We start from the raw sequence: 25,379 nt of genomic DNA on the forward strand, positions 1-25,379 counted from the left end.
TGACGAGCTCTGACCTTAATGTTTCTTACCGAAACATCCCAGTCAGCGCCCACACGAATTACTTGGTCAACTTGTTAAAGAGCTGCGAGCTTTCGCTCAATCAAGGCCGCGTATTCTACCGTAACCTTGTTCGCAGTCAACTGTTTTTTCTCGTTTCCTGCTACTCTCAAATCTGCTTGCTTCGTTACCTTTCGGCCGTTGCTGCCTTGAGAGTGGAGCGCATTCTACAGCCATTGCGGAAAGAGTCAACGGCGTTTTGTAAAAAAATTTCACGGTCTGTTTTTCAATGACCTTCAGGAAGCTCTACCTGAATTGCTGCTGCCGCTTTTGAGGCTTTGCTGCGGGCAGCGTCTATCGACTCGTCCCGTGCCAAAACCACCCCCAAGCGGCGGCGCCCATGAATCTCAGGTTTACCAAAGAGCCTCACCTGAGTATCCGCTTCGAGAAGTGCCGCCTCAATATTATGATAAATCGGTTGCCGGGACTCACCTTCCACCAGCACAACCGCGGAAGCGCTGGCTCCAAACTGGCGTATCCCGGGAATAGGAAGCCCAAGGATTGCCCGCGCATGCAATGCAAATTCAGACAAGTCCTGGGAAATCAACGTCACAAGCCCTGTATCGTGCGGCCGGGGCGAAACCTCTGAGAAGTAAACCGTGTCGCCCTTAATAAAGAACTCGACACCAAAAATACCCCACCCTCCCAGGCTTTCAGTCACCTTGTCCGCCATTTCCTTCGCCCGGGCGAGCGCCACGTCGGACATTGGATGAGGCTGCCAGGACTCACGATAATCCCCATCGACCTGGCGATGCCCTATAGGGGCACAGAAGGAAACACCCGCAGCGTGGCGCACGGTCAACAACGTAATCTCGTAATCGAAATCAACAAAACCTTCGACGATAACGCGTCCTTTACCCGCACGCCCACCTTCCTGAGCGTACTGCCAGGATTTCTCCCTATCGGCGTCGACACGCACGACACTTTGCCCTTTGCCGGACGAACTCATGATCGGCTTAACGACACAAGGCATACCGATCTCATCTATAGCTGCATCAAAATCCTCACGATTATCCGCAAACCGGTATGGCGATGTGCGCAACCCCAGCTCTTCCGCCGCAAGACGACGAATGCCTTCGCGATTCATCGTCAAGTTCGCTGCCCTCGCAGAGGGAATGACATGGTAGCCTTCTGCTTCGAGCTTCAGCAGCTCACCAGTGGCAATAGCCTCGATTTCGGGAACAATAAGATTAGGTTTCTCTTCCTCGACAATTCGCCGCAGCGCTTCCGCATCCAGCATATCGATAACATGACTGCGATGTGCGACCTGCATCGCCGGCGCATCGGCATAGCGGTCGACAGCGATCACCTCCACACCAAAACGCTGCAACTCAATCACCACTTCTTTGCCCAGCTCTCCTGAACCAAGAAACAGGACCCGGAACGCATTACTTTTGAGAGGGGTGCCTATGGATACCATGCCATCATGCCTCATAACCGTGAAATATTAGCGATCACCGCCCGCCTGCCCTATGTAGGCAACGCGCTCGCGTGCGGCCACCTGCTTCATTACCGCGCGCCGTTCATCATCTGTCATCGACCACCACTGGCTAATCTCCTCACCAGTTCGATGACAACCTATACAAATATCCCGCTCGTCAAGTGCGCAGACACTGACACAAGGTGAGCTGACTGGGCCGGAACTCATCGAATCAAGACTCCTGGGGCCTGAGATCACGCAGATAACGCGCCGCGTTCTCCGCGTAATGAAAAGCACTCATTTCCAGTATCTTACGTTCATTGCCCGAAAGCTCACGCTTCACCTTGCCCGGAGAGCCGACCACCAGCGAACCATCAGGCACCACCATACCTTCCGGGATCAGCGTATTGGCGCCGATAAGACAATGATGACCGACACGCGCCCCGTTCAGCACCACAGCATTGATGCCGATGAGACTGTAATCACCGATTTCACAGCCGTGCAACATGACCTTGTGACCAACAGTCACACCCCGCCCCAACGTCAGCCTTATGCCGGGGTCCGTATGCAGAACGGAGCCATCCTGAACATTGGATTCAGGCCCAACGGTAATCAGATCGTTATCACCCCGGATCACCACATTGAACCAGATACTGCTCTTTTCCTGCAGCAACACATTGCCAATTACCGTGGCGTTGTCGGCTACGAATTGGCCTTCGCCCTCAAAGCGGACACGGACATCCCCAAGACTCAATAACATCAAACAACTCCTTAACCAGGCGGCTCCAGCATATCGATACCCGCGTCGAACGCAGCATTCAGCAAATCGACCAGGACAATCGCAGACATCCCCCAGATGTGATAACCCTGCCACTCATAACAAGGCACATACAGCGTGTAATCAAGAAAAGACAGCGTATCCGTTCTCAGACGGCGATCTTCCAGAAAGAAAGAGATGGGCACACTGAATACCGAATCCAGCTCGTCCAGGTTTGGCGTAAATGACATGCCCTCGGGAACCAAGCCGACAAAAGGTGTCACGATAATGCCATAACGGGATACGACCTGACTGAGCATCCCCAGCACCCTGACATCCTCACGCATCAAGCCGATTTCCTCCCAACTTTCCCGCAAGGCGGTATCCAGCAGAGTAGCGTCTTCACGGTCTCGCTTCCCCCCAGGGAACGCGACCTGCCCTCGATGCGTTTTCAAGTGCGCCGCCCGCTGCGTAAAGATGATCTCAGGTTCCACAGGATTGTCTGTCACCGGAACCAGGATACCCGCTTCCGGATAATCGAGCGTCAACTCCCGTGGACGGTAGCGCGCCAGTCGATGCGCCAATTGATCTAACAAATGAATCACCTTTAACTAACGAAATCCGGGGACCGCCAGCAGCTAGAGCGATCGGTCAAGAGGCTCCACAGAGGTATCGAAGGATTATACTGAAGGCCGGATCCAAGGGTGCTTTCGCTCATGCCAGAGAGCACTATAAAGTTGGACGATGCCGTGTCATCCGCTACCAGTCAAGCCTGCTCATCTCAAATGAGCGGAGCGACAACACCTTTTACGAAGGCGCGGCAGCACAACTGAAACTTTGTTACTCTAATACCCCATGTGCGCGCAAACCCAACCTTTAGGTTTGTCCGCCCCCCATGACGAGGTAGTGCATGAAATACTGCAGTAACTGCGGCCAAACGGTTGAACACATCATCCCCGAAGGTGATAACCGCCTTCGTCACGTTTGTCCTTCCTGCGGCACGATTCACTATCAAAACCCGAGAATTATCGCGGGTACGATTCCTGTTTGGGGGGAACAGGTCCTACTGTGCCGGCGCGCCATCGAACCCCGCAAAGGATTCTGGACATTGCCTGCAGGCTTCATGGAGAACGCCGAAACAACGACAGAAGCCGCGATCCGAGAGACCTGGGAAGAAGCCTTGGCGCGAGTGACCATCGGGGGTCTTTATACGATGATCAACCTCCCCCACATTGATCAGGTCCACCTCTTTTTCCTGGCAAACATGACCAGCGAAGCCCATGGCGCAGGAGAAGAGTCTCTGGAGGTTAGACTCTTCGGCGAAGATGAAATTCCCTGGTCTGAGCTGGCCTTCCCAACGGTCAAACAGACCCTGGAGTTGTATTTCGCCGACCGGCAGCGCGACGAGTTCCCGGTCTACGTACACGACATCCGCCGCCCCCGCCGGGATTGATTACCCGACATACGCTAGAATTCAGCAAGCTTATAAACCTCGTAAGCGGGCTCTTCATAAGGATGCGCCTGCTTCAAAGCCTTGATGGCCTCCTCAATGAGCCCGTCATCACAAACCAGTTCGACCTTGTATTCCTCGATCTGCTCAAGCTGCCCCGGTTCACCCAAAAAGGGGTGACTTCCAGCCAGTGGACGAAACTGCCCCGCCCCCAAAACCTGCCACGCACAGCTATCGTAATCACCAATACGCCCGGCCCCTGCATCGAAGAGCGCCTGCTTCGTTTCCGTCAAATGCGACACCGGAACGAAATAACAAATCTTGTACATAGCTCCCCCTTCACAAAACCCTTTGATCAGTTCCCGCAGAATCCTGAAAAGCTTTTCATAATATGCCTGCTATTCCGCTTCCATACTATTGACAACTTCCAGAAATGAGCGGAAACCGCTCTGCTATTCCCTGATTACAGACGAAAAATTGACCGATTACGTTACTCACAAAATCTGTGGATAACTCTGGGGAAAAAGTCTGGGTACCTGGCTCTAATCCGCACGGTTATGCGCCTTGGCTCAAATTGGCGACAAATTCACCTAAAGAATTTTTCTTTTAAAATTCATGCAGTTAAATTATTGGCGAACAACTGAACAGAAAGATATGAAGCAGAGTTCATTAATAAAGTCTACCAATTTCGGGATGTGAATAAATTTTTGATGTCAAGCCAAAAGGTGCCTTTTCACTGCCACAAATTCAGCACTCACAGCAGGCACGACACGCCATTAAAATGTCAACCTCAGAATCGGAAGTTTCGACTGGTTACAGGGCATGGCGAAACGTTACGAGCCGTAACAGAAGAAATGCGCCCAGGAAAGAAGATCCCAAACTCTTCACGAGCGAGGCGTGAGAAAGAAAATTTCCCCAAAAGGGAACAAATAAAAAAGGCGGTGCAGAATACTTCCTGCAACCGCCCTCAAAGACCGATCAAGACCGGCTTCAGCCAAGCCAGACTCGCGCGTTCCGGAACATACGCAACCAGGGCGCATCTTCAGACCATCCAGCCGGATGCCAGGAGTTTTGCGTCGCCCGGAATACCCGCTCAGGGTGGGGCATCATGATCGTTACACGACCATCGCTGGAACACAGCCCTGTAATGCCGGCAGGCGACCCATTTGGGTTGCGCGGATACGTTTCCGTGACCTGGCCATAGTGATCCACATAGCGCATGGACACCAATCCAGCGGCCTCAAGGCGTTCTCGTGCTCCTGGCACGAACTCCGCCCGCCCCTCACCATGCGCCACTGCTATGGGCATCCGTGAGCCAGCCATGCCGGACAGGAACACGGACGACGAATCCTGCACCTCAACCATGACAAAGCGAGCCTCGAACTGCTCCGACCGGTTCCGAACGAAATGCGGCCACGCCTCAGTTCCCGGAATCAATTCGTGCAGGTTGGACAACATCTGGCAGCCGTTACAGACACCCAGCGTCAATGTGTCAGCACGCTCAAAGAAAGCCGCAAACTGGTCTCGGGCCCGGCTGTTGAACAGAATCGACTTGGCCCAACCCTCACCGGCACCAAGCACATCGCCATAGGAGAAGCCGCCGCAGGCTGCAATGGCCTTGAAATCATCCAGCGTTACGCGCCCGGACAGGATATCGCTCATGTGGACGTCAACGGCAGTAAAGCCTGCGCGATCGAATGCCGCCGCCATTTCCACCTGACCATTAACACCCTGTTCCCGAACGATCGCCACACGCGGCCGCACGCCGGTCTGGATAAACGGCGCGGCAATATCGTCGTTTTGATCGAAGGTTGTGACAACAGACAACCCAGGGTCATCCGCATCATTCAACAGATCGAACTCTTCGCGGGCACTGTCAGCATTGTCCCGCAGAGACTGCATCCGGTAGCTGGTTTCCGCCCATATCCGATGATAATGAGTCCGGGTCTGGTCGAGCACGGGCTCACCATCGAAGGTAAAACGGATCCGGTCACTGTCATTGGTGGTACCGATCACCGACACCTGATCACCCAGGCCGGCAGCCGTAAACTGTTGCAGGACGAAGTCACAGTCAGCGCGACGAACCTGAAGCACGGCACCCAACTCTTCGTTAAACAGTTCCCGCGGGAAATGACTGGCATCTTCGGCCAAGCCATCCAGCCGGATATCGATGCCACAGTGCCCGGCAAACGCCATTTCGGCCAGCGTGACAAAAAGCCCTCCATCAGAACGGTCATGATACGCCAGCAGTTTGCCGTCCTGGTTCAGCCCCTGAATCACTGCGAAGAACGCCTTGAGGTCTTCCGGATCGTCCACGTCGGGAGCGACGGCCCCCACCTGCCGATAAACCTGCGCCAGTGCCGAGCCGCCGAGACGATTCTTGCCACCCCCCAGGTCGATCAATATAAGATCGGTCTCCCCGGCATCCGTAACGAGTTGCGGCGTCAAGGTTCGACGCACATCCGTCACCGGAGCAAATCCGCTGACAATCAACGAAAGCGGTGCCGTAACGCGTTTTTGCTCACCGTTGTCCTCCCAAACCGTCTTCATGGACATCGAGTCCTTGCCGACAGGAATGGTAATACCCAACTGCGGGCAGAGTTCCATGCCCACCGCCCGAACGGTTTCGTACAGGCTTTCGTCTTCGCCCGGATGTCCGGCGGCGGCCATCCAGTTGGCGGACAGACGAATATCGGAAAGCGCCTCGATGGCCGCCGCAGCCATATTGGTAATCACTTCACCAACGGCAATGCGGCCTGAGGCCGGCGCATCGATACAGGCTACCGGCGTCCTTTCCCCCATGGCCATCGCCTCACCGCAGTAACTGGTAAAGGACGCCGCGGTCACCGCAACATCTGACACCGGCACCTGCCAGGGGCCAACCATCTGATCACGCGAAACCAGTCCAGTAATCGTGCGATCACCAATTGTTATCAGGAAACTTTTGCTGGCAACGGACGGCAATTTCAGGATGCGCTCTGCCGCTTCATTCACATCGATGCGCGAGGAATCGAACATCGGCTTGGTAAACAACGACCGCTGAACACTGCGATGCATGCGCGGCGGCTTACCGAACAGCACGCTCATGGGCAGGTCGACGGGCAGGTTGTCAAAGTAACTGTCGGCCAACTCCAAGTGTTTTTCTTCCGTCGCTTCGCCGATGACGGCGTAAGGGCAACGTTCACGACGACAGATCGCATCGAACTTTTCCAGGTTCTCCGGCGCGACGGCCAGAACATACCGCTCCTGGGATTCGTTACACCAGATTTCGAGCGGCGACATGCCAGGCTCATCACTGGGAATCTTGCGCAAATCGAAACGACCGCCCCGACCGCCATCCTTGACCAGTTCCGGCATCGCATTGGAAAGACCGCCAGCCCCTACATCGTGAATAAAGCTGATCGGATTGGAATCGCCCAACTGCCAGCAACGATCGATCACTTCCTGACAACGGCGCTCCATTTCCGGGTTGTCCCGCTGGACCGACGCAAAATCCAAATCCTCATGGCTGGAGCCGGAATCCATCGAAGACGCGGCGCCGCCCCCGAGTCCAATCAGCATTGCCGGGCCACCCAAAGCGATCAGTTTGGCGCCGACCGGGATCTCTCCCTTCTCCACATGCTGTGCACGGATATTGCCCAAACCACCAGCAATCATGATCGGCTTATGGTAACCACGGACTTCTTCACCCGCCGCACTGGCGACACGCTCCTCGAAGGTCCGGAAATAGCCGGTCAAATTGGGTCGACCAAACTCGTTATTAAAGGCTGCTCCACCGATGGGGCCTTCGAGCATGATATCCAGGGCGCTGGAAATACGATCGGGCTTGCCGAACCCACCTTCCCAGGGCTGCTCAAAACCGGGGATGTTCAGGTTGGAGACCGTAAAACCGGTCAATCCGGCCTTGGGTTTGGCGCCACGCCCGGTCGCCCCCTCATCGCGAATCTCTCCACCCGATCCTGTGGAGGCCCCGGAATGCGGCGAAATCGCGGTGGGATGGTTGTGGGTTTCGACCTTCATGAGGATATGGATATCCTCTTCCTCATAACCGTACTCACTACTGGAGGCGTCAGGGAAGAAACGTTGGGCGCGGTGGCCGCGAATGACGGCAGCGTTGTCCTTATAAGCAGACAGGACGCCCTCACTCCGCATCTCATAGGTATTGCGGATCATCGCAAACAGGGATTTCTGTTGCGCTTCACCATCGATGTCCCAGGACGCATTGAAAATCTTATGCCGACAATGCTCCGAATTCGCCTGGGCGAACATCATCAGCTCGACATCCGTCGGGTTCCGCTGCAATTCCTTGAAGGCATCGACCAGATAATCGATCTCATCATCCGCCAGGGCCAGGCCGAGTCGCTGATTGGCCAACACCAAGGCGTCATGGCCGCCTTCCAACAGGTCGACCGACGTCATGGGCCGCGGCTCGTCGTGACCAAACAGGAGCTGGGCGCCCGCCATTTCATGGAAGACGCGCTGCGTCATGCGATCATGCAGTCGGGCTGCGATGGTCTCGCGCTGCTCCAGCGTCAGTTTCTCCACCGCCTGAACATAATAGGCAATGCCTCGCTCGATCCGGCGGATTTGGCGCAAACCGCAATTGCGGGCGATATCGGTGGCCTTGCTCGACCACGGCGAAATGGTGCCGGGCCGGGGAACCACCAGAAACAGGACACCGTCGGTAGACTGGGATTCGGCATGAGGACCATAGGTCAACAAGCGATCCAGGATGTCCTGCTGAGCACTGTCCAGCTCAGCCGAGACATCGACGAAATGCATGAATTCGGCGTACAGGGACGAAACGCCGGGAACCAGGTCCCGAACCTGCTGCAGTAACTTGTCCGAACGAAACGCCGAGAGGGCTGGCGCGCCTCGCAATTCCAGCATCGTAAACTATGCCTCGCGCTGATCTGAAAATGGGTCTGAAGAGAAGGCCAATATGATAATGGAAAGCGCTGCGCGGATACAGGTAATGCCACCCCAAGCCCGCCTAAAATAGAAAAGACGCCCGAGAGTACGTATTTGTCGCAACTTCCACCAAACCCTTACCCAGTGCGCACTTCGTTACAGATTTACAAACTTTTTCACCGACGCCACTACCGTGGGATTGACTAAAAAATGACAGGTCGGCGATCATTCCCGAACTCAGGACGAGTTCTGCTGCAACCGAGTGTAGTGACAATGACGGGAGCGTATCCGGTGCCGGGGCGCAGATCCCTAACGAGAGGTCGGGGCTTTGGCCGACCGCAAACGTCAGAGGGCGATGGAGTTGGCAATAGCAACGAATTTCAGCGCAAAGACCGCTGTGGGGCGAACGTGGGCCTCAGGGTTGGTCATGTTGGCTGGTTGCCTGCTTTCAGCCTGTTCGCCGCCGTCGACACTCGAACGTATCCATCAGGAAAAAGTCCTTCACATCATCACCCGCAACGCGCCTTCCGTCTATTATGAAGGCCGCGATGGTCCTGCCGGCTTCGAATACGAACTGGCCAAACGGTTTGCCGACGACCTCGGTGTGCGCCTTCAAGTGCGGGTTGCCGACAACCGCAGCGAAATCTTTTCTGTCCTGAACAAAGGCTACGCGAGTTTTGCCGCCGCCGGTCTCGCGATCACGCCTGAGCGGGCCAAGCGCTACAAGCTGTCACCCGTTTACCTGCACGCGCATCCCATGATCGTCTATCGCGATGGGACACCGCGTCCCGACAAGCCCGAAGACCTGGTCGGCCGCTCCATCATGGTCATTGCCAACAGCAGCCATGTGGCCGATCTGAAAGCCCTGCAAAAACGCTATCCCGGCATACGTTGGGAAGCGCATAAGGACATGGACACCGTCGACCTTCTGCAGGCGGTGAACGACGGCAAAACCGATCTCGCGGTCGTCGATTCCAACGAACTGGATATCAACCAGGCCTTCTTCCCGAAAGTTCGCAAGGGCTTCCAGTTTGCCCGTGAGGATTCCTTTGCCTGGTTCTTCCCTGCCAGCGAGGACAACTCCCTGGTCGACAAGGCCAAGGCCTTCTTCAAGAAAATCGAGGCTGACGGCACCCTTGCCCAGCTCCGGGAGCGCTATTACGGACACCAGAATCGCCTCAGTTATGTCGGCGCCAGGACATTCGTCTATCACGTCCGCAATCGATTGCCGAACTATGAGGATGTCTTCCGGGAGGCTGCCAGCACCTACAAACTGGATTGGCGCCTGCTCGCTGCGATTGGCTATCAGGAGTCCCACTGGCGTCCGAATGCCGTCTCGCCCACCGGCGTGAGAGGCTTGATGATGCTCACCCTGGATACCGCCCAGGACCTCGGCATCAACAACCGCCTGAATCCGGAAGCCAGCATTCTGGGCGGCGCGAAGTATTTCTCGCAGATCCTGCAGCAGATACCCGACCACATTCCCGAGCCGGATCGCACCTGGTTTGCGCTGGCCTCTTACAACGTCGGCTACGGTCACGTGGAAGACGCGCGCATCCTCGCGCAAGCTGCCGGAAAGGATCCCGACAAGTGGGCCGACGTCAAAGACTACCTTCCGCTGCTGGCACAGAAAAAATGGTATAGCCGCACCAAGCACGGCTATGCGAGAGGCCAGGAAGCAGTGGTCTATGTACAGAACATTCGCCGTTACTTCGATGTCCTGGCCTGGATGAACCAACCGGCGAGTAATGGCGAAGTCGTTGCCAGCCAAACCGAGCTGAAACAAGGCGGCACGCCGGATAAGCAGCACGCCATGGCCGACGTCAAATTGCCGGCGGGCCTCCAGCTCACACCGCCGACGCTGTAACGACCGAGGCGATAGGGGCCGGCCCTATTCACCGCCGGATTGCGTCAGTGCAAAGTCGATGTGTTCCATCGTAAAGCCCCGTTGCGCCAGATAGCGCCCCTGGCGACCACGCTCGCTCCAGTCGTCAACCACCTCGCCGCCGAACCTACGGACCCGCATCCGCAGCGCCAGCTCGCGCCATTCGGCATCAGGGACCGCAGCCAACGAAGCAGGCATACCCTCAATCCCCCTTTGCTGCAGTTCGGCCTGAATCCGTTGTGGTCCGTACCCCGCCTCACAACGCTGACGCACGTAGATATCGGCAAATCGCTCATCGTCGAGCCAGCCTTCACGTTCGAACTCATCGAGCACCGCGACAATCGTCTCCGCGTCATAACGCCGCTGGCGCAACTTGAGGTCCAACTCCAGACGACTGTGCTCACGACGAGCCAACAACTTCATGGCCGTCGCTCGCGCTTTTGCCAGCAGGTCGTTGGCGACACGGTCAGCATCGGTCATAAAACCACCAGTCATTGCGATATAAGGGTCGGGTTTACACCTTTCCGGCTGCACACCGATTCCAGAAGTGAAGCGGAGCATATAGACTAGTCGATCTGAAGTTCAAGTGATTGACTGCCAGTCTCTCCGTTTGGGAAGGTGGGGAGCGGACGGGTGTTCCAGATGCTACGCCTTGCGCGTTGTGCCCGTTGGATGGCTGTCAGAGCCGCATACAGGATGAAGCTATGCCAGCGTTTCTAAAAGGCCTGTTCAAGAACAACAAATCCGCGGAAAAACCTCAGCCAGCGCTGAGCCGAGTACAAAAAGCGGACCCGACCGATCCTAACGTTCGCCAGGAACTTATTGAGCTCGTTCAACAGAGCGACGACACCGCACTGCGACAAGTCGCCCTGGAGCGGCTAAACCGCATGGAATGGCTGATCCCACTGTATCCGGAGGTTTCCCGGCGCGAACGCGATCAGATCGCTGTACAGGTGGCGGAACTGGCCCGCCAACCCGGCAAGTTGGAGCAGGCTCGTGCCGCCCTGACCGATCCGGCACACCGCCAATTATTAGAGCAACTGGCTGCAGCTCCCGATGAAGACACCCTGCCTGAAGCACTGCTAAACGATGCCGCTCAACTTGAGCGACTGGCTGTCGAAGGACGCACCTCCAAGCAGCGCCTGGCTGCCATTGAGCATGTTGAAGACGAGGACGCTCTTCAGCGTATTGCCAAAGCCGCCAAGGGACGCGACAAGACGATCTATCAGACCGCTCGCCGCCGCCTGCAACAAATACGGGAGGCCGCTGCAGCCGACGAAGCGCGTCAGCGAGGCACCGAACTGGTGATTGCCGCTATGGAAGCCCATGCTGCGACTGACTCCACGCAGCTCTATGAGGCCCGCTTCGAAGCCCTGCAACAGCAGTGGAACAATCTGCCTGCCGATATCGAAATCGCGCTGCAACAACGCTATCTCGACGCGTTGCACCGTTGTCGCGAGCGGATCGCCAAGCTGCATGAAGAAGCGGCATCCGAGGCGGCGTCACAGGAAAAGCAGGAACAACGCAAAGCCACGCTGGAGGTACTGGAAAGCACCCTCTCCAGTCTGCAACACGATATACCTGCCCAAGGCCCGTCACTTGCCGGTCTGGACGCCGTGCTCAAGACACAGGAGAACCGCTGGTTGGAAGCCACCCGGGAAACCTCGGTCGAACGCAATGAACAGAAGCACTACCAGGAGCTGATGCATGACCTGCGCGTCTACGTGCAGGCACTGAGCCATCTCGAACGCAGCCGACTGGAACTTCGCGAGGTCCTGGATCAGCCAGAAGGCGCCGAAACAGATGAGGCGGCACTGGCAAGTCGACGCAAAACCCTGCAGCGGCTGCTCCAGGAAATCAACTGGCCTGAAGGTTATGCAGAACCGGAACTGGTCACCGAAGTCCGGCAACGTCTCGGTGCAACCCAGGCCCGGCAACACCGGGTCGCGGAAGACCAGAAAAAGCGCCAGAAATCACTGCGCCAAGCCATGGACGACCTGGACAAGGCACTTGAACAACGGGTCTTGAAGCAATCCCGTCATATCTACAAGGAAGTCCAGCACCTCTTTGCCGAGCTCGATAATCACCACGCCGACCCTTTCAAGGCACGGTTGCACCTGCTCGGAAAGCAACTGCAGGAACTCCGCGACTGGGAAGGCTTTGCCACGCGCCCCAAGCAAATCGAACTGTGCGAACACATGGAGTACCTTGCTGGCCAGCACATGGTGCCGGAAGCCAAGGCCGAGCGAATCAAAGAACTGCAGAAGGAGTGGCGCGAACTCGGTGGATCATCCGACCAGAAGCTCTGGCAACGCTTCAAGGATGCCTCTGACCGCGCCTACGCACCCTGCCATGACTTTTTCGTGGCTCGCTCGGAACTCAAGCATGCCAATGTCCATAAACGGCAGATGATCTGCGACCAGTTGGTCGAATTTCTGGAAAATATCGATTGGCACGGTTGTGACTGGAAAGCGGTGGACCAGATCCACCGGCGCGCCCGGGAAGAATGGCGGTCAGCCTGGCCTGTCGACTTCCGCGAGAACCGCCCGGTACAAAAGCAATTCGACCGTCTGTTGCGCGACATCGAGCACCATCTCAGCGAGGAATATGCACGTAACCATGCGCTGAAGCAGGATATCGTCGATCGGGCAAGAAGTCTGGTCGATGCAGAGCCCCTGCACAGTGCCACAGATGGCGCCAAGGCTCTGCAACAGGAATGGAAAAAGATCGGGATGACCCGCCCTCGCGACGATCGCCAGCTTTGGCAGGCTTTTCGGGAAGCCTGTGATGCCGTTTTCGCACGACGCGACAAACAACGGGCCGAACAGGCTCAGCATAACAGCGATCAACTGGCGAAAGCCGACGAAATCCTGAAGGACATGGCGCAATTGCAGCAGCAGGAGTCGATTGACAGCATCAAGGTCGATGAACTTCGCCGCAACTTCCAGGGCCTGACCCTGCCGCGGGAGCACAAACAGGGGATATTGAAGCGCTTTGGTGAACTGAGTGACCAACTGAAAAGCCGAATCAACGACCTTGATCGCAAGGAACACCTTCAGCATTGGCTTCAGTTCCTCCAGCAACATGCTGGCGGCGAAACCATTCGGGAACCGGCGGAATGGTCGGCATTTCCCTGGGATACTGCACCTCAGGACCCTCAGGAACTCGCCATCAGGGCGGAAATCGTGGCGGGCCAACCCTCTCCGGAGGAGGATCAGGCCCTACGCATGCAGCTTCAGGTCAACCGGCTAGCTCAAGGCCTGAATCACGGACAGACCTGGCGGAGCCCAATGGAGGAGATGGGCTTTCTCGTTGCCTGCTGGTGCCGCATCCCTGCCGATTCCAGCGACAACCGGCAGCACTGGCGCGGCAGGCTGGAAGCGGCATTACGGTCGCTGGCATAAGCGCCGCCTCAAACCACCCGGTCAGCGCCTGACCACCGGAGAGGTCGTCCCGGTTGTCAGGCGCGCTGATGCGTCAAAACAAACTCCATGGCATCCTTGACCACCTCGCGTACCCGCTGCTTCATCTCGACCATTTCCTGGTCCGCCAGATAAAACACCATATCCACGCTGTGCCGGTAATAACGCGGTGGCAGGCGGTTCAAGGCGACGCAGACCACATCTTCGGTGAAGTCTTCCGTCCACTCCTCATGCTCCGGCATGCCTTCCAGCACTTCGACGACCAACCGCTCATAAAAGTTATCAATGCTATCCAGAATCGACATTGTGCAGCCCTGTTGTGTATGTAGCCTTGCAGTTAATACAGTCCTACCGTTAGTGCAGCCTTATCGTTGATGCAGTCCCTTTAATAGGGTTAACCGCCAGTCATTCGTGCAACTGTGGATTGGCGCAGGCCTTTGCCCCCATTGAGCTATTTCGCCAATCCATTTGGAGTACATCGTCATTACCGATGCGACCCTTTACCAGTATGGTTGATGATAGCCAATATGGCGTAACGCCCAATAAATAGAGAGAGCCCCATGACGATCGATGCCTTTATCTTCGATGCCGTCCGCACACCGCGAGGACGCGGCAAGAAAGACGGCACCCTGCATGAAGTCAAGCCGGTAGCCCTGCTATCGACAGTACTCGATGCCTTGCGCCAACGCCATGACCTGGATACCTCCCAAGTCGACGATATCGTAATGGGTTGCGTCACACCGATTGGGGATCAAGGCGCCGACATCGCCAAAACCGCCGCTATGGCGGCAGACTGGGATGAATCCGTCGCTGGCGTGACACTGAGCCGCTTCTGCGCCTCCGGCCTGGAAGCAGCCAATCTGGCCGCCATGAAGGTTCGCTCAGGCTGGGAAGATTTGGTGGTAGCCGGCGGCGTCGAATCCATGTCGAGGGTTCCGATGGGATCGGACGGCGGCGCCTGGGCCCTGGACCCGGCCACAAACCTGCACACCGGCTTCATGCCTCAAGGCATTGGGGCCGACCTGATCGCCACCCTGGAAGGTTTCAACCGTGAGGACGTCGATCGTTTTGCGCTGAACTCCCAACAAAAGGCCGCCCATGCCAGCAGCAAAGGCTATTTCGAAAAGTCCCTGATTCCGGTCCGGGACCAGAACGGTCTGATCGTGCTGGATCACGACGAGTTTATTCGCCCGGGCACTACCCTGGAAGGGCTCGGCCAGCTCAAACCCTCTTTCCAGATGATGGGCGAAATGGGCTTCGACGGCGTCGCCCGTGAGAAGTATCACTACGTCGAACGCATCGACCATGTCCATACGGCCGGCAATTCCTCGGGAATCGTCGACGGCGCCACTGCCATGCTGATCGGCAGCGAAGCCAAGGGACGTGAACTGGGTCTGAGACCCCGAGCCCGAGTGGTTGCCACGGCCGTCACCAGCACCGACCCGACCATCATGCTCACCGGCCCTGCGCCGGCAGCCCGCAAGGCCCTGCAAAAGGCCGGGATGCGAGCCGATCAGATCGACCTGTTTGAGGTCAACGAAGCTTTTGCTGCTGTGGTCATGCGTTTCCAACGGGAACTGGACGTGCCTGACGACAAAGTGAATGTCAATGGTGGAGCCATCGCCATGGGCCATCCGCTGGGTGCTACAGGCGCCATGATCCTGGGAACGCTGCTCGATGAACTGGAGCGCCGCAACCTCCGGTTCGGCCTCGCCACACTCTGTGTCGGCGGCGGCATGGGTATCGCCACCATTATCGAGCGCTGCTGAGCATCGGCTACCGGAGACATCGCATCATGACTGCTATTCGTTACGAAAAAGACAACGACAACATCCTTACCCTGACCATCGACATGCCTGGCCAGAGCGCCAACACCATGAACGCGGTCTTTCGTGAGGCGCTTGAGGAAACGGCCCACAAGGTGGCCGCAGAAGCAGACAGCCTGGCCGGCATCATTATCACCTCGGCCAAGAAGACCTTTTTTGCCGGCGGCGACCTGAACGAACTGGTGGCGGTCTCACCGGCGGACGCCAATACCTTCTTCGGGATGGTGCTCGCGCTGAAGGCCCAGATGCGCAAGCTGGAAACCCTGGGCAAGCCTGTCGTCGCAGCCATCAATGGCGCAGCGCTGGGCGGAGGCCTGGAAATCTGCCTCGCCAGTCATCACCGTATCGCCCTGGATGACGACAGTATTCGACTCGGCCTGCCGGAAGTTACCCTGGGTCTGCTGCCCGGCGGGGGCGGCTGCTTGCGCCTGCCGCGCCTGCTCGGCCTCGAAAAATCCCTGCCCTTCCTGCTGGAAGGCAAAAAGGTGTCCCCCAAAGACGCCCTCAAAACCGGTCTCATCGACGAACTGGCCAGCGATCGTGACGATCTGATGGCAAAGGCCCGCGCCTGGATCAAGGCGAATCCAGCAAGCGCCCAGCCCTGGGACCAGAAGGGCTTCAAGATCCCCGGTGGCGGCCCGACGCACCCCAAGGTCGCCCAGATGCTGGCCATCGCTCCCGCCATGCTCAGAGGTAAGACCAAAGGCTGCTACCCAGCACCGGAAGCCATTCTCTCTGCCGTCGTGGAAGGCTTATCCGTCGATTTCGATACTGCCGAGCGCATCGAGAGCCGCTATTTCACCCAGTTGGTCACCGGCCAGGTCAGCAAGAACATGATCGGCACCTTCTGGTTCCAGTTGAACGACATCAAGGCCGGAGGCAGTCGCCCCGACGGTTTCGAGCGCCGCAAGATCGGCAAGGTGGGCGTACTTGGCGCAGGCATGATGGGTTCCGGAATTGCTTACGCCAGCGCCAGTCGTGGGCTGGACGTTGTCCTGAAAGACGTGTCCCTGGCCAATGCCGAGAAAGGTAAGCAGTACAGCGAGGGCCTGCTGTCCAAGAAGGTCTCCCGTGGCAGGATGACCCTGGAGAGCAAGCAGTCCGTGCTCGACCGCATTCATCCCACGGAAAGCGCCGCAGACCTGGCCAGCTGCGACCTGATCATCGAGGCAGTCTTCGAAGATAGTGCGCTGAAGGCGGGTGTGACCAGGGAATCGGAACCCCAGTTGGCGGAGGGAGGCATTTTTGCCTCCAACACCTCGACCATCCCGATCACGCAATTGGCCGAAGCGGCGGACAAGCCGGAAAACTTCATCGGCCTGCACTTCTTCTCTCCCGTCGACAAGATGCCGCTGGTCGAGATTATCGTGGGCGAAAAGACCTCCGACGAAACCCTGGCGAAAGCCTTCGATTACGTTCTGCAGATCGACAAGACGCCGATCGTCGTCAACGACAGCCGGGGCTTCTTCACCTCCCGGGTTTTCGGGACCTTCGTCAACGAAGGTGTCGCCATGCTGGGAGAGGGCTTCCACCCTGCCTCCATCGAAAATGCCGCCATGTTGGCCGGGATGCCGGTCGGGCCACTGGCCCTGTGCGACGAAGTGAGCCTGGGCCTGATCACCCATATCCGCGACCAGTCCCGCAAGGACCTGGAGGCGGAAGGCAAAACCTGGAAGGCACACCCGGCGGAAGCCGTGATCGACCGGATGTTCAGCGAATTCGACCGCAAGGGCAAAGCGGCGGGCGCCGGCTTTTACGAATATCCAAAAAGCGGTCGCAAGCATCTGTGGCCCGAACTGGAAAACGTGTTCGTCGATAAGGAAAAGGCGCGCAATGCCGATCTCCAGGACCTCAAGGACAGGATGTTGTTTATCCAGTCGCTGGAAACCGTGCGCTGCCTGGAAGAAAACGTTCTGCGCAATGTCCGCGATGCCAATATCGGCAGCATCTTTGGTATCGGCTTTGCCGCCTGGACGGGAGGTGCGCTGCAATACATCAACCAATATGGCGTACGAGCCTTTGTGCAGCGAGCTGAAGACCTTGCCAGCCGCTTTGGTGAGCGTTTCTCACCGCCACGCATGCTGATCGAACTGGCGGAACGCAACGGTCACTTTGAGTAATGGCAGATGGGATGTACGTCGATTTTCCGGCGTACATCCCGTATCGAACAGCTTTCATCCCCGCCAATCTTGATCTCGGTTGCCTGATTGTCATGTAAACAGGTTCAAATTCGCACTCAAGCCGGTAGCGGTTGACGGCATGCTTGCCTACAATGAAGCGATTGGCCACGTTCTGTCATGGCACGGTGCCGGAACAGGATGACGGAAATCTCCGGTGACTGTGACGGTGACGGAAGGACGTAGACCAAACGCCGAGTGAATCGTGCCTATCACTCTGATTTCCCTGATGACGAATCGTAACCAGCATGCCCTTGACCAGACTCAGTCTCGATCTAAGACAAAGCCGTAAAAACACGCCGCGCTTCCATCTCTTCACCCTGCTTTTTGCCCTCCTGTTCAGCCTGGCGCCGACACTGGCCTCAGCAAAGAGCGGCATACCGGAATCGCCGCAGGAACCGAAGACTTATATCCCTGCGAAACCAACGGTGGAACAGGCGCGAGCCAATATCCTGATCGCCAGGGCATTGCAGTTTACCCATTACCTGCACCTGAAAATCGATGACAAGCTGGCGCACAAGGTCTTCAACGATTACCTCAATGATCTGGACGGTCAGCACCTGTATTTCCTGCAGAGTGACATCGACCATTTCAACCAATATCTGCCGACGTTCGCCACGGACCTGAAAACCGGCCAACTGGACCCGGCGTTCGACATCTATAATACCTTCGAGCGACGCATCATTCAGCGCATCCACTACATGCTGAACCTGGTCAACCAGGGCATCGACAAGCTCGACTTCAATAAAGAACAAACCATGCTGCTCGATCGCAAGGATCAGCCGTGGGCTACCAGCCAGTCTCAACTGGACGCTGTGTGGCACCGCCGCTTCAAGAACGCGGTATTGAGCATGCGGCTGGCCGGCAAAGACGACAAGGCCATCGTCAAAAGCCTGCGTCAGCGCTACGAGAGTCAACTGGGGCGCGCCTATCAGGTACATAGCGAAGATGCCTTCCAGTCTTACATGAATGCGCTGTGCGGCGTCTGGGACCCGCACACCATGTACTTTTCACCGCGCACCTCGGAAAATTTCAATATCAATATGAGCCTGTCGCTCGACGGCATAGGCGCAGTGCTGCAGAGCGACAACGAGTACACCAAGGTTGTGCGCCTGATTCCCGGCGGCCCGGCTGCGCGTCAGGGGCAACTGAAACCGGCTGACCGGATTATCGGTGTCGCCGAAGGTGCTGATGGCGAAATGAAAAATGTCGTCGGCTGGCGACTGGATGATGTGGTATCGCTGATTCGCGGTCCCAGCCAGTCTGTCGTGCGCCTGGAAGTGATTCCTCCGGGTGCAACCGATGAGTCTCACGCCAAGGTTATCCAGATCACCCGCAGCAAGGTGAAGCTCGAAGAACAGGCGGCGCAGAGTCATCGCATCGAATTCAAGCGTGACGGCAAGACCTGGCACATCGGCGTCATTGAGCTGCCGGCCTTCTATGCCGACTTCCAGGCCATGCAGCGTGGCGACCCCAACTACAAGAGTACGACCCGCGATGTCCGCCGACTGATTGCCGCTCTACAGAAGAAAGGCATCGACGGCCTCGTACTGGACCTGCGCAATAACGGCGGCGGCGCCCTGCAGGAGGCCAACGAGCTGGTCGGCCTCTTTATCGGCGATGGCCCCACCGTGCAGATCCGCAATTCCGACAACACCGTTGACGTGCTGACAGATCCAGATCCCAACGTGGTCTATGCCGGTCCCCTCGTCGTGCTGGTCAACCGCCTGAGCGCCTCTGCATCGGAAATTTTCTCCGGTGCCATCCAGGACTATGGCCGGGGTCTGATCGTCGGCTCCCAGACCTTCGGCAAAGGCACCGTTCAGGCCGTTCGTCCGCTGAACCATGGCCAGTTGAAGATCACGCAGTCCAAGTTCTATCGGATTTCCGGGGCAAGCACCCAACGTAAGGGCGTGACACCCGATATCGTATTGCCCGGTCGCATCGATGATTCCGAGATCGGCGAAGACACGCTGCCGGCCGACCTGCCCTGGGATCAGATCCCACCGGTGCCGCACGTACACTATTACGACTTCCAGAAAATCCTGCCGAAGCTTCGCAAGGAGCACGATGCACGCTTCGACAGCAACCCGCATTATCAACTGCTGCTGAAGGAAATCGCCTTCCTCAAGGCGCAGCGTGAGCGGAAAACCATCAGTTTGAACTACGAAAAACGCAAACAGGAACAGACGAAGCTGCAGAACGAGCAACTGGCGCTGGCGAACGAACGACGCAAGCTCGACAACAAGGCGCCGTTCAAGAGCTGGAAAGCCTTCGATACCTGGCAGCAGACCCAGACAGAAGACCCTGAGAACAAGCAACGTAATGATTTCGTGGTCAAAGAAGGCGGTGAGATCATCGTCGACATGCTGAACCTGAACAGCAAGATCGCTTCCATCAACGATGTAACACCCACTGAAGTGGCAGCGCAATAAGGCGCACTAGAGGGAACCAGGATGGCTACCGATGAAGAGAAGGCGCACGCACTGGAGGATTTGCTCAAGGATTCGCTGCACACACTCGAGTCCCTGAACGAACTTCAGCGGCTGCAATCTCTGGATTCGGAGACTCAGGAAAAGGAGCCATCACCGGAACCCTCGGCGAAATCGGCAGAAAAAAAGGCGGCACCCGACAAAAGTGCCGCCCGCCCTCCGGTCTCACAGGAAGAAGCCTCTCTGCTAGACCGGATTGGCGAGTTCACCGGTTCTGCCTTCCGCTTCGCAAGACGCACGACGGACACCTCTCTTAAGGTCGGGCGGGCGCTCATGCGCTCGCAGGACCAACTGAGAGTGATGCTGGCCGCCGGCGAATCGTTGCGGGATGTCCGTGAAGTGGCTGGCTTGACACTCAACGAATTGAGCGAAGCCCTCAATCTCAACGACAAGACCCTGCTCGAAGCCGTCGAGAACGGCACCGCAACGCTGTCCTTTGAGTTGATTCTGCGCTTGGCCGCACTCTTTGCGCGAAACGATCCCATTCCTTTTGTCCTTCGTTACTCCCGTACCTACAGCCCGGAAACCTGGAAAATCCTGAATGACTGGGGTGTCGGACGTCTTCCCCTGCAGTTCGAACGCGAACGGCAGTTCATCAACATTTTCCGCAGCCAGGATTCCGCCCGGAAGCTGTCTGATGAAGGTTTTGCCAAGGTACTGGAATTCACGCGCTCGTCGTTCGAGATGTCGCTACACTTCATCGCCGAACAGGAAGCCGCCTTAGCGAAGGCTAAATCGGAGTTGGAAGCGGATCACCACACCACAAAGAAAACCGCTTCGGGTAAGGATAAAGGCACAAAACCAAAGGCCGGAAAAGAACACCGCGGCAAGAGTGCCTCATCCGGTAAGACGGCCGACTGAACCTGCCGGCCTCAGGGTGTGACGGCTCTCGACTCCCCACCGATATCTACTGCCCGCCGATCTCTACTTACCGCCAAACAACGCCACCATTTTCTCCTGCGTGGGCTGTTCAATGACGCCTTTCTCGGTAACGATCACGTCGATCAGGTCGGCAGGTGTGACATCGAATACCGGATTGAACACTTCGACATCCTCCGGTGCGATAGCGATACCGCGGATTGCCCTCACCTCTTCACCCGTCCTCTGCTCTATAGGGATGTCCCGGCCGGAGGCCAACTGCATGTCGACCGTGCTGCTCGGCGCCACCACCATAAAGCGAACCCCGTGAAAGCGGGCCAGAACAGCCAGCCCATAAGTACCGATCTTGTTGGCAACGTCGCCATTGGCGGTAATCCTGTCAGCACCGACAATGACCCATTTAATGCTGCCGCCAGCCATCAGGTGCGCCGCAGCGCTATCGGCATTCAAGGTGACGGGAATGCCGTCGCGTTGCAGTTCCCAGGCCGTCAGACGGGCGCCCTGCAGCCAGGGCCGGGTTTCATCCGCATAGACGCGACTGAGCTTGCCGCTCTTCCAGAGACTGCGAATGACGCCCAAGGCCGTCCCGTAGCCGCCCGTCGCAAGCGCGCCGGTATTGCAATGGGTCAGAACGGAAATCGGTTCAGGCGCATCGCGGCCGATCACTTCCAGGGCCAGGGCCCCCATATGCAGGTTCGCCGCCAGGTCTTCCTGGTGAATCCTTACCGCCTGACGCTCCAGTTGCTCGACGGCTTCCAGCGCCGAGGCGACTACAGCCAGTGGCTCTCGCATCCGCCGTAGCGCCCAGAACAGGTTGACCGCTGTCGGACGCGACTCGGCCAGGTTTTCGATGGCGGATTCGATACGGGCCAGCCAGTCCTCACTCTCCAGGGCCGATCGCGCCGCCAGCACCACGCCGTACGCTGCGCTGATACCGATCGCTGGCGCTCCGCGAACCACCATGTCCCTGATAGCGGAGAAGACTTCGTCGGCAGTCGACAATGTCAACCAGCGTTCCTCTCCGGGCAGGAGGCGCTGATCCAGCAGCGCCAGGCTGTCTCCCCGCCATTCCAGGGCGACGACGCCGATATCCCTTGTTGTCTCTGCTTGCATGACGTGACACCTCTCAGTCGAATGCCGTGCATTATAACGGAAGCAGGCGCCGGCGCATGCGGTCCTTAACCGTGGCTGACGGTGGTTGCGGACGGCGCCTCTCGCTATACTGCCGTCTTTGACGAAGCCGCACTGTTGCGGCGATTTTCGGTGCTGATACCAGGACTCGCATCATGAGTGAAACTGCCGCCGCGCCTCAGGCGATCGACCTTTTGATTTCCGCACGCTGGATTGTGCCCGTGGTGCCGGAAAACATCGTCCTGGAGCACCATGCCGTGGCTGTCGATGACGGTCGCATTATCGCGGTGCTGCCCCTGGCGGAGGCCGAAGCGCGCTTTCAACCGAAACAGAAAAAGGCCTTGGGCCGACATGTGCTGCTCCCGGGCCTGATCAACATGCACGGCCACGCGGCCATGACCCTGTTCCGCGGCCTGGCCGACGACCTGCCGCTGATGACATGGCTCAACGATCATATCTGGCCCGCGGAGCGTCGCTTCGTCGATGAAAACTTCGTTGCTGACGGTACGCTGCTGGCGATTGCCGAGATGATTCGAGGTGGCACCACCACCTTCAGCGATATGTATTTTTTCCCCGAGGTGACCGCTGAAGTTGCGCACAGCCACCGCATCCGCAGCCAAATCTGCTTTCCTGTACTCGACTTTCCCACCAGTTGGGGAAGCGGTCCCGAGGAATACCTGCGTAAGGGCCTTAACCTTTACGATCGCTATCGCAACAGCGAATGGATCAACGTCGGTTTTGGCCCTCATGCACCCTATACCCTGTCCGATGGCCCGATGCGGCAAATCGTTTCGCTGGCCGAAGAGATCGACGCCACGATTCAGATTCACCTGCACGAGACGGCGTTTGAGGTCCAGGAAGCCATTAATAACACAGGCCTGCGGCCGACCCAGAGACTCGCTGAACTGGGGATGCTGACGCCCCGTACGCAGTGCGTCCATATGACTCAGATCGATGATCATGACGTCCGGCTACTCGTCGAGTCCGGCGCCACGGTGGTCCACTGCCCGGAGTCCAACCTGAAACTGGCCAGCGGTTTCTGCCCGACAGAAAAGTTACGCGCCGCCGGCGTCAACCTCACCCTGGGCACCGATGGCGCGGCCAGCAACAACGACCTCGACCTGCTGGGCGAAATGCGCACCGCGGCTCTTCTGGCCAAGGCCGTATCCGGCAACGCGGCAGCGCTCAACGCCCATCAGACGCTGGCGATGACAACCATCAATGCAGCCAGGGCCCTGGGACGCGATAATGACCTCGGGTCATTGGAAACCGGGAAACTCGCGGACATCATCGCCATCGATCTCAGTGACGACCTTTGCCAACCGGTCTACGACCCCGTCTCTCACCTTGTGTACAGCGTCAATTCACGTCAGGTGTCCCACAACTGGATCGGTGGTGAGCTGCACCTGGAGAACGGTGAGTTGCTGCGGATCGACCTGCACAGCCTGAGAGAGCGGGTGGCGGATTGGGCAACACGTATTCGCGCTGAAGACCGTTAACGGTCTTCCGAAGTTAAGACCAGATTTCCACGACAGGATCTTTCGATGAATCAAGAAAGTACACAACAGGCTATGCCGGGCAATGTCGACCGCGGCGAGATTGCCAAGTTCGAGGCTCTTGCCAGCCGCTGGTGGGATCCCAGCAGCGAGTTCAAGCCGCTGCACGACATCAATCCGCTCCGCCTCAACTTTATTGACGAGCGGGTATCACTGGCCGGGAAGCGGGTTCTGGACGTGGGTTGCGGCGGCGGGCTGTTGTCTGAAGGCATGAGCCTGAGAGGCGCCCACGTCACCGGTATCGACATGGGTGAAGCGCCACTCTCGGTAGCGCGGCTGCACGGCCTCGAGTCCGGGGTTAAAGTCGATTACCGGCAAACCACCATCGAGGCCCTCGCCGATGCGGAACCGGAAAGCTACGACGTGGTGACCTGCCTGGAAATGCTCGAGCATGTGCCCAAGCCTTCGTCTGTCATCGAAGCTTGCGCTCGCGTGTTGAAGCCCGGCGGACACCTGTTCCTGTCAACGCTGAACCGCAATCCAAAATCCTGGCTGTTCGCGATCGTTGGTGCGGAATACGTTCTGAAGATGCTGCCGCGCGGCACCCACGACTGGAAAAAGTTCATCCGCCCCTCCGAGCTGGCCGATTGGGTTCGCGAAACCGGACTGGATATTCAGGAAGTTACCGGCATGACCTTCAACCCGATCACCAAGAGCTACAAACTGGGTCGTGACGTCGATGTGAATTACCTGATGCATGCGGTCAAAACGGAGTCATAGATGCCGTCGTCAGATGCCGTGTTGTTCGACCTGGACGGAACCCTCGTCGACACTGCGCCAGACTTTATCTACTGCATCAACCTGTTGAGGCATCGCCGCGGCCTGCCCACGCTGCCCGACGGCAGCATCCGGCCGTTCGTATCCAACGGCACCCGAGCCATGATTCAAGCCGGCTTCGGATTGACGGGGGAAGCGCTCGACAACACGCCCCTGATCGACGAATTTCTGGATCTGTACGCCGAACACCTGACCCGGGAAACCCGGCTGTTTCCGGCGCTCGAACAGACACTGGACTGGCTGGACGAGAGCGGTATCGCCTGGGGCATCGTGACCAATAAGCCGCGCCGTTTCAGTTCGCCGCTTATCGCAGGCCTGGGGCTTGAAAAGCGCTGCCGTGCCCTGGTCTGCCCGGACGATGTTATTGCCCGCAAGCCAGACCCCGAGTCCCTGTTGCTCGCCTGCCGGCAACTGGATGCGCTGCCGACCGCCAGTCTCTATGTCGGTGACCATTTTCGCGATATCGAAGCCGGCAGACGGGCAGGGATGAAAACGCTGGCAGCTGCTTGGGGTTATATCGACGATATCGCGACCGTAGCCGACTGGCAGGCCGACACGATTCTGGCGCAATCCACGGATCTGTTACCCTGGCTGAAGCGACGCTATGCGACAGCGCGCAGTGCCGCGCTCGACTGAGAT

19 protein-coding genes are annotated in these 25,379 nt (G+C 57.6%); 10 read left to right on the plus strand and 9 right to left on the minus strand.

Annotation, left to right across the window (positions count from 1 at the left end):
• Window positions 1-283 precede the first annotated feature (283 nt).
• The 4 genes from purT to CLR77_RS09945 are packed head-to-tail and all read right to left on the minus strand — an operon-like array spanning window position 284 to window position 2,830.
• The gene (gene purT, locus CLR77_RS09930; protein ID WP_097460505.1) at window positions 284-1,477 is read right to left on the minus strand and encodes a formate-dependent phosphoribosylglycinamide formyltransferase; all 1,194 of its coding nucleotides are present in this window, start codon (window positions 1,475-1,477) and stop codon (window positions 284-286) included.
• Between the two features lie 27 nt (window positions 1,478-1,504).
• The gene (locus CLR77_RS09935) at window positions 1,505-1,705 is read right to left on the minus strand and encodes a DUF1289 domain-containing protein (RefSeq protein WP_097460506.1); all 201 of its coding nucleotides are present in this window, start codon (window positions 1,703-1,705) and stop codon (window positions 1,505-1,507) included.
• 4 nt (window positions 1,706-1,709) lie between these two features.
• Entirely contained in the window at window positions 1,710-2,237 is a 528-nt protein-coding gene (locus CLR77_RS09940; RefSeq protein ID WP_097460507.1) for a gamma carbonic anhydrase family protein, read from the minus strand.
• An 11-nt stretch (window positions 2,238-2,248) separates the two neighbouring features.
• Complete coding sequence (locus CLR77_RS09945) at window positions 2,249-2,830, minus strand: NUDIX hydrolase (protein WP_097460508.1); 582 nt, start codon at window positions 2,828-2,830, stop codon at window positions 2,249-2,251.
• Between the two features lie 314 nt (window positions 2,831-3,144).
• Between CLR77_RS09945 and CLR77_RS09950 the strand changes: the two genes are divergently transcribed.
• On the plus strand, window positions 3,145-3,687 hold the full coding sequence (locus tag CLR77_RS09950) for an NUDIX hydrolase (RefSeq protein WP_097460509.1): 543 nt from the start codon (window positions 3,145-3,147) through the stop codon (window positions 3,685-3,687).
• A 14-nt stretch (window positions 3,688-3,701) separates the two neighbouring features.
• On the opposite strand, the gene CLR77_RS09955 is transcribed toward CLR77_RS09950, so the two are convergent.
• On the minus strand, window positions 3,702-4,013 hold the full coding sequence (locus CLR77_RS09955) for an NGG1p interacting factor NIF3 (RefSeq protein WP_097460510.1): 312 nt from the start codon (window positions 4,011-4,013) through the stop codon (window positions 3,702-3,704).
• 661 nt (window positions 4,014-4,674) lie between these two features.
• Window positions 4,675-8,574 (minus strand): phosphoribosylformylglycinamidine synthase, encoded by a 3,900-nt coding sequence (gene purL, locus CLR77_RS09960; protein WP_097460511.1) that lies wholly within the window; start codon window positions 8,572-8,574, stop codon window positions 4,675-4,677.
• 448 nt (window positions 8,575-9,022) lie between these two features.
• Between purL and mltF the strand changes: the two genes are divergently transcribed.
• Complete coding sequence (gene mltF, locus CLR77_RS09965; RefSeq protein WP_227519876.1) at window positions 9,023-10,462, plus strand: membrane-bound lytic murein transglycosylase MltF; 1,440 nt, start codon at window positions 9,023-9,025, stop codon at window positions 10,460-10,462.
• Window positions 10,463-10,486: 24 nt separating this feature from the next.
• Here the strand turns inward: mltF and CLR77_RS09970 are convergent, their stop codons facing one another.
• Entirely contained in the window at window positions 10,487-10,960 is a 474-nt protein-coding gene (locus CLR77_RS09970) for a regulatory protein RecX (protein ID WP_097460513.1), read from the minus strand.
• 224 nt (window positions 10,961-11,184) lie between these two features.
• Here CLR77_RS09970 and CLR77_RS09975 point away from each other — a divergent pair, with 224 nt between their 5' ends.
• Window positions 11,185-13,884: a DUF349 domain-containing protein gene (locus tag CLR77_RS09975; protein ID WP_097460514.1), complete on the plus strand. Its 2,700-nt coding sequence runs from the start codon at window positions 11,185-11,187 to the stop codon at window positions 13,882-13,884.
• A gap of 56 nt (window positions 13,885-13,940) precedes the next feature.
• Here CLR77_RS09975 and CLR77_RS09980 read toward each other — a convergent pair whose 3' ends face one another.
• On the minus strand, window positions 13,941-14,207 hold the full coding sequence (locus tag CLR77_RS09980) for a late competence development ComFB family protein (protein WP_097460515.1): 267 nt from the start codon (window positions 14,205-14,207) through the stop codon (window positions 13,941-13,943).
• A 255-nt stretch (window positions 14,208-14,462) separates the two neighbouring features.
• On the opposite strand from CLR77_RS09980, the gene CLR77_RS09985 reads away from it, so the two are divergent.
• From CLR77_RS09985 to CLR77_RS10000, 4 genes are all read left to right on the plus strand, one after another.
• Complete coding sequence (locus CLR77_RS09985) at window positions 14,463-15,671, plus strand: acetyl-CoA C-acetyltransferase (protein ID WP_097460516.1); 1,209 nt, start codon at window positions 14,463-14,465, stop codon at window positions 15,669-15,671.
• 26 nt (window positions 15,672-15,697) lie between these two features.
• Entirely contained in the window at window positions 15,698-17,848 is a 2,151-nt protein-coding gene (locus CLR77_RS09990) for a 3-hydroxyacyl-CoA dehydrogenase NAD-binding domain-containing protein (protein ID WP_097460517.1), read from the plus strand.
• A 305-nt stretch (window positions 17,849-18,153) separates the two neighbouring features.
• Window positions 18,154-20,340 carry a carboxy terminal-processing peptidase gene (locus tag CLR77_RS09995; RefSeq protein ID WP_097460518.1) on the plus strand — a complete coding sequence of 729 codons (2,187 nt, stop codon included), beginning with the start codon at window positions 18,154-18,156 and terminating at the stop codon, window positions 20,338-20,340.
• A gap of 21 nt (window positions 20,341-20,361) precedes the next feature.
• Entirely contained in the window at window positions 20,362-21,258 is an 897-nt protein-coding gene (locus CLR77_RS10000) for a helix-turn-helix domain-containing protein (RefSeq protein WP_227519877.1), read from the plus strand.
• Window positions 21,259-21,321: 63 nt separating this feature from the next.
• Here CLR77_RS10000 and mtnA read toward each other — a convergent pair whose 3' ends face one another.
• On the minus strand, window positions 21,322-22,389 hold the full coding sequence (mtnA, locus tag CLR77_RS10005; protein WP_097460519.1) for an S-methyl-5-thioribose-1-phosphate isomerase: 1,068 nt from the start codon (window positions 22,387-22,389) through the stop codon (window positions 21,322-21,324).
• Between the two features lie 173 nt (window positions 22,390-22,562).
• On the opposite strand from mtnA, the gene CLR77_RS10010 reads away from it, so the two are divergent.
• Genes CLR77_RS10010 through CLR77_RS10020 form a run of 3 tightly spaced genes read left to right on the plus strand, consistent with a single transcriptional unit; the run spans window position 22,563 to window position 25,376 of the window.
• Window positions 22,563-23,906, plus strand: coding sequence for a TRZ/ATZ family hydrolase (locus tag CLR77_RS10010; protein WP_097460520.1), 1,344 nt, complete (start codon window positions 22,563-22,565; stop codon window positions 23,904-23,906).
• Window positions 23,907-23,951: 45 nt separating this feature from the next.
• Complete coding sequence (ubiG, locus tag CLR77_RS10015; protein ID WP_264754692.1) at window positions 23,952-24,683, plus strand: bifunctional 2-polyprenyl-6-hydroxyphenol methylase/3-demethylubiquinol 3-O-methyltransferase UbiG; 732 nt, start codon at window positions 23,952-23,954, stop codon at window positions 24,681-24,683.
• Entirely contained in the window at window positions 24,684-25,376 is a 693-nt protein-coding gene (locus tag CLR77_RS10020; protein WP_097460521.1) for an HAD-IA family hydrolase, read from the plus strand.
• Window positions 25,377-25,379 lie beyond the last annotated feature (3 nt).

Source organism: Mangrovitalea sediminis, from assembly GCF_002514725.1.
Classification (GTDB): domain Bacteria; phylum Pseudomonadota; class Gammaproteobacteria; order Pseudomonadales; family Oleiphilaceae; genus Mangrovitalea; species Mangrovitalea sediminis.